The organism is Hydrogenophaga sp. (assembly GCF_051007235.1).
GTDB lineage: Bacteria > Pseudomonadota > Gammaproteobacteria > Burkholderiales > Burkholderiaceae_C > Hydrogenophaga.
Genome location: NZ_JBPCSJ010000301.1, coordinates 1 through 4,531, shown reverse-complemented (window position 1 = coordinate 4,531; position 4,531 = coordinate 1). Strand labels below are relative to the sequence as shown.

Below are 4,531 nucleotides of genomic sequence, written 5' to 3'. Positions count from 1 at the left end.
CGTCGGGCTGCGGCGTCACCGTCAAGGAGTACGGCCACATCCTGCAGCACGACCCGGCATACGCCGCCAGGGCGGCGCGCATCAGTGGGCTGACGAAGGACCTGAGCGAGCTGCTGCCCGCGCTGGTGCCGGTGCTGCAGCCCAATCTGGCCAGCAAGCCCGACGCGAACAAGGTCATCGGTTTCCACCCGCCCTGCACCTTGCAGCACGGGCAGCAGCTCAAGGGCGGCGTCGAGACCCATCTGGCGGCGCTCGGCTTCACCGTGCAGGTGGCGAAGAACGAAGCGCACCTGTGCTGCGGTTCGGCCGGCACCTACTCGGTGCTCAACCCTGAACTGGCCTACCAGCTGCGCGACCGCAAGCTCGGCCACCTGAACGAGCTGCAGCCCGCGGTGATCGCCAGCGCCAACATCGGCTGCATCACCCACCTGCAAAGCGGCACCGCCACGCCGGTCAAGCACTGGATCGAGCTGCTGGACGCGGCGCTGGCCTGACACCGGGCGGTATTTGTGCACACCCAAGCGCCGCCGAGCGGCCGCGGTGTGCACGCCGTTGTCACGCCCAGGTGATCCGGGGGCTATAAGCTGGGGGTGCGGTGCCGTTCGCGTCCGGTGTTGCACTTTCTGTTCAAGACGTCACCGGAGGATGGATCATGGGTTTCTTCAGCAACATTCTTGAAAAGTTGGGCATGAAAGACGCGGCCGCCGCGCCCGTCATCACCCCGCCGCCCGCCGCAGCGCCGGCAGACGCACCGGTCGTGTCCCCTGCAGCGCCGGCCGCGCCCGCGGTCAGCTCCATCTCCATGGTGGACGTGGTCGCCCTGCTGACCGAGAAGGCCGCCGCCCACCCCGAGAAGCTCAACTGGAAGACTTCCATCGTCGACCTGCTCAAGCTGCTGGGCCTGGACAGCAGCCTGGCCGCGCGCAAGGAACTGGCCAAAGAGCTGTACTGCCCCGACGAGCTGATGGGCGATTCCGCCAAGATGAACATGTGGCTGCACAAGAACGTGCTGGGCCACATCGCGGCCAACGGCGGCAACATCCCGCAAGAGCTGCTCTGACCGGTTGATGATCCCGGCGCTCGCCACCCTGCTCCTGTTCCAGCTCGTGGGCGAAGCGCTGGTGCGCGCCCTGGCCGCGCCGGTGCCAGGGCCCGTGGTGGGCATGGCTTTGCTGCTGCTCGCGCTGGTGTGGCGGCCTGCGCTGCTGGGCGCCATCAAGCCCACGGCGCAGACCCTGCTGCAGCACCTCTCGCTGCTCTTCGTGCCCGCCGGCGTGGGCGTGATGCTGCACCTGCAGCGCCTGGGCAACGAGGCCCTGGCCATCGGTGTGGCGCTGGTGCTCAGCACCCTGGTGGGCCTGGCCAGCGCCGCGCTCACCATGGCCTGGGTGATGAAGCGCATGGCGCCGGCCGACGGTCCGCACCAGCCATGAACGCCGGTCTGCCCCTGGCCGGTGTGGCTGCCGACCGCCTGGCCGATGTCTGGGTCTACCTCTCGGCGTCCCCACTGCTGGGGCTCACCGTCACGCTGCTGGTCTACCACGCAGCGTTCGTGGCCTACCGCCGCAGCGGCTTTCACCCGCTGGCCAACCCGGTCGCGCTGTCGGTGGTCGTGCTCGGCGCGCTGCTGTGGGCCACCGGCACGCCGTACGCCACCTATTTCGAAGGCGCGCAGTTCGTGCACTTCCTGCTCGGCCCGGCCACGGTGGCGCTGTCGGTGCCGCTGTTCGAGCAGCTCGCGCGCCTCCAGCGCCTGTGGCTGCCCATGCTGGCTGCGCTGGTGGTGGGCACGCTGGCGGCCACCGTCACGGCCATTGGTGTGGGCTGGGCGCTGGGCGCGAGCAAGGCCACCATCGCCTCGCTCGCGCCCAAGTCGGTCACCGCGCCGGTGGCCATGGGCATCGCCGAAAAAATCGGCGGGCTGCCCACCCTCACCGCCGTGCTGGTGGTGTGCACCGGCATCCTGGGCGCGGCCAGCGCACGCGGCCTGTTCGACCTGCTGCGCATCCAGGACCCGACGGTGCGCGGCTTCGCGCTCGGCACGGCTGCGCACGGCATCGGCACTGCGCGGGCGTTTCTGGTGAGTGAAGAAATGGGCGCTTTCGCCGGGCTGGCCATGGGTCTGAGCGCCCTGTTCAGCGCGGTCGCGCTGCCGCTGGTGGCAGGCTGGCTGCTGAAGCTGGTCTAAAGTGACCACCCCCGTCGCTTGTTCGCTTCGCGTCATCGCTCCGCCCCTCAAGGGGCGATGCGCATGGCCCGGCAAAGCCGGTTCCACCGCATCCTCGACGCAGGCACTGTGCGCCGGAAGGGAAGCGGGTCCAGGGCACCGCGGAACCGGCTTCGCCGGGCCGCCAGTGCCGCCCCCTGGGGGGTGACGGCGAAGCCGGCGCGGGGGGCTACTTCAACGCTGCTTCGATGTCCTGCGCCAGTTTCGCCGGCGCGTCCTGCGGCGCGTAGCGCTTGATCACGCGGCCGTCTGTGCCGACCAGGAATTTGGTGAAGTTCCATTTGATGGCCTTGCTGCCCAGCAGTCCTGGCGCTTCGGCGGTCAGCCAGCGGTACAGCGGGTGGGCGTCGGCGCCGTTGACGTCGACCTTGCCCATCATGGGAAAGCTGACGCCGTAATTGCGCTGGCAAAAGGCGCCAATTTCATCGTTTGTGCCCGGGTCCTGGCTGCCAAACTGGTTGCAGGGGAAACCCAGCACCACCAGGCCGCGCTCGCCGTACGTCTGGTGCAGCTGTTCCAGTCCACCGAACTGTGGCGTGAAGCCGCAAGCGCTGGCGGTGTTGACGATCAGCAGCACCCGGCCGCGGTACTGCGACAGGGGCACGGCTCGACCGTCGATGGACTGTGCGTCGAAGTCGTAGACGCTGGCGGGTGGGGTGGTCATGGGCAGCTCCGGTCGGGCGGTGGGGTGAAGGCCACAGATGTTGCCGCACATCCCCGACTTGCGGGAAATGCCTCACGGACAAGCCCGCTCGTTGCAGGGTTCTGTGGGACAAAACGGGCATACTTGACCGCAAGAGGGGTAGGCCCTTGGTATTCAAAATGTCAGGCGACAGCACAACACACGAGGCATCGGCATGGGCGCAGCGTACACAGTAGCCTTGGTGGGTTTTGCCGAGAACGAGTCGGCGACTTTCGAGTCTTTTTTCCGGCTGGCGGCGCGTCGGCCACCGGCCTACCAGGTGCAGGACGAGGTGATGGACGCGCAGATCCTCATCGTCAATGCCGACAACCTGCAGGCCCTGCACCTGGTGCAATACGCCGACCTGCCGGGCAAGGTCCTGCTGGTGGGCAACAGCGACGGTGGCACCGGCTGGGCGCTGCAGCGCAAGCCGATCAAGCTGGTGTCGGTGCTGGCCGAACTCGACCGGCTGGTGGGGGTGGCGCCCAAACCCGCCACGGCCCAGCCCGCGTCGCGGGCGGGCGCCGTGGCGCACCAGCCTGTGCCGGCCCACCAGGGCGCCGACCGCGGGTTTGCCGCCACCGAGCCTTACCAGAGCGCGCCGATGGGCCTGTCGACCGCCACCCCCATGGTGCCGGCCGCCCGACCGCGGCGGCGCTCGTCGGACACCGAGTTCCCGGCCACGCGCCCCATGGTGCGTTCAACCGTCGCGTCCGCCACAGCGCCCGCTCCGGCGGTGGCGCCGCGTGCGCCCACGCCCATGCCCCCGTCCCCGCGGCAGCAGGCGCTCAGCGCCCGCGCGGCGCGCCCGGGTGTGATGGGCCTGACCGACTTCGGCGGTCTGGACGACCTGCCCCAGCCGACCTCGCGTTCGCCCAAGTCCCGTTCACCGCGTTCGACCAACCACACCGCCAAAGCCGCCGCGCCGGTGGTGCCGCACGGCGACATGCTGCTGGTCTCCGAGAGCCTGGTCGAAGGCCGCATCCTGCACAAGCGCTTCAAGAAGTATGGTTTGAACATCGACTGGTCGCGCGAAGGCAAGCAGGCGCTGGTGATGCTCAAGGCGCACCCGTACCGTCTGGTGGCGATCGACCGCCTCAACGGCGAGCCCGATGCCTACCAGGTGTGCCGGTCCGCCAAGCAGTGCAAACTGCCCAACGGCCAGCCCCCGGTGGTCATCATGTTCGCGCCCAGCGCAGGCAGCATGGACCGCATCAAGGCCGGTCTGGCCGGCGGTGACGCCTACCTCTCGCGCTCGGTGGCCGAAGCCGAGTTCTACAAGCTGCTGGCGCAGCACCGGCTGGTCGAGCTGGATGGGTTCGAAAAAACCAATATAGGTTTTTGACCCCCCCGCGCAGGACAGGGACCACCCCCGTCGCTTGTTCGCTTCGCGTAACCGCTCCGCCCCTCAAGGGGCGATGCGAGTGGCCCGGCAAAGCCGGTTCCACCGCATCCTGGAACGGCCACGTGCGCCGGAGAGATTGCTGACGGATGAGGGGGAGTCGGTTCCAGGGCACCGCGGAACCGGCTTTGCCGGGCCACTCGCATCGCCCCCTGGGGGGTGACGCGCCGCCAGGCGCGGCGCGGGGGGGTCAAAATCCGATATTGGGTTTCTCGAACCC

At 68.9% G+C, this 4,531-nt stretch carries 6 protein-coding genes; 5 read left to right on the top strand and 1 reads right to left on the bottom strand.

Translation table 11 applies throughout. The features are described from left to right. The 4 genes from ACR2JA_RS10695 to ACR2JA_RS10680 all read left to right on the top strand — a co-directional run. Positions 1–494, top strand: a 494-nt coding sequence (locus ACR2JA_RS10695; RefSeq protein WP_434009066.1) for a heterodisulfide reductase-related iron-sulfur binding cluster, incomplete at its 5' end; no start/stop codon positions are given. A gap of 158 nt (positions 495–652) precedes the next feature. Further along, complete coding sequence (locus ACR2JA_RS10690) at positions 653–1,060, top strand: DUF3597 domain-containing protein (protein WP_434009065.1); 408 nt, start codon at positions 653–655, stop codon at positions 1,058–1,060. Between the two features lie 7 nt (positions 1,061–1,067). Then, complete coding sequence (locus tag ACR2JA_RS10685) at positions 1,068–1,433, top strand: CidA/LrgA family protein (RefSeq protein WP_434009064.1); 366 nt, start codon at positions 1,068–1,070, stop codon at positions 1,431–1,433. After that, positions 1,430–2,188 carry an LrgB family protein gene (locus ACR2JA_RS10680; protein WP_434009063.1) on the top strand — a complete coding sequence of 253 codons (759 nt, stop codon included), beginning with the start codon at positions 1,430–1,432 and terminating at the stop codon, positions 2,186–2,188. The genes ACR2JA_RS10685 and ACR2JA_RS10680 overlap by 4 nt, the downstream gene beginning before the upstream one ends. 208 nt (positions 2,189–2,396) lie before the next feature. On the opposite strand, the gene ACR2JA_RS10675 is transcribed toward ACR2JA_RS10680, so the two are convergent. After that, on the bottom strand, positions 2,397–2,891 hold the full coding sequence (locus tag ACR2JA_RS10675) for a glutathione peroxidase (RefSeq protein WP_434009062.1): 495 nt from the start codon (positions 2,889–2,891) through the stop codon (positions 2,397–2,399). Positions 2,892–3,084: 193 nt separating this feature from the next. Between ACR2JA_RS10675 and ACR2JA_RS10670 the strand changes: the two genes are divergently transcribed. Then, complete coding sequence (locus tag ACR2JA_RS10670) at positions 3,085–4,254, top strand: hypothetical protein (RefSeq protein ID WP_434009061.1); 1,170 nt, start codon at positions 3,085–3,087, stop codon at positions 4,252–4,254. Positions 4,255–4,531: the final 277 nt, after the last annotated feature.

Excerpts from the sequence above, each read along its gene's own strand:
- ACR2JA_RS10690 (WP_434009065.1), top strand. The coding sequence starts at position 653 with ATGGGTTTCTTCAGCAACATTCTTGAAAAGTTGGGCATGAAAGACGCG.
- ACR2JA_RS10685 (WP_434009064.1), top strand. The coding sequence starts at position 1,068 with ATGATCCCGGCGCTCGCCACCCTGCTCCTGTTCCAGCTCGTGGGCGAA.
- ACR2JA_RS10680 (WP_434009063.1), top strand. The coding sequence starts at position 1,430 with ATGAACGCCGGTCTGCCCCTGGCCGGTGTGGCTGCCGACCGCCTGGCC.
- ACR2JA_RS10675 (WP_434009062.1), bottom strand. The coding sequence starts at position 2,891 with ATGACCACCCCACCCGCCAGCGTCTACGACTTCGACGCACAGTCCATC.
- ACR2JA_RS10670 (WP_434009061.1), top strand. The coding sequence starts at position 3,085 with ATGGGCGCAGCGTACACAGTAGCCTTGGTGGGTTTTGCCGAGAACGAG.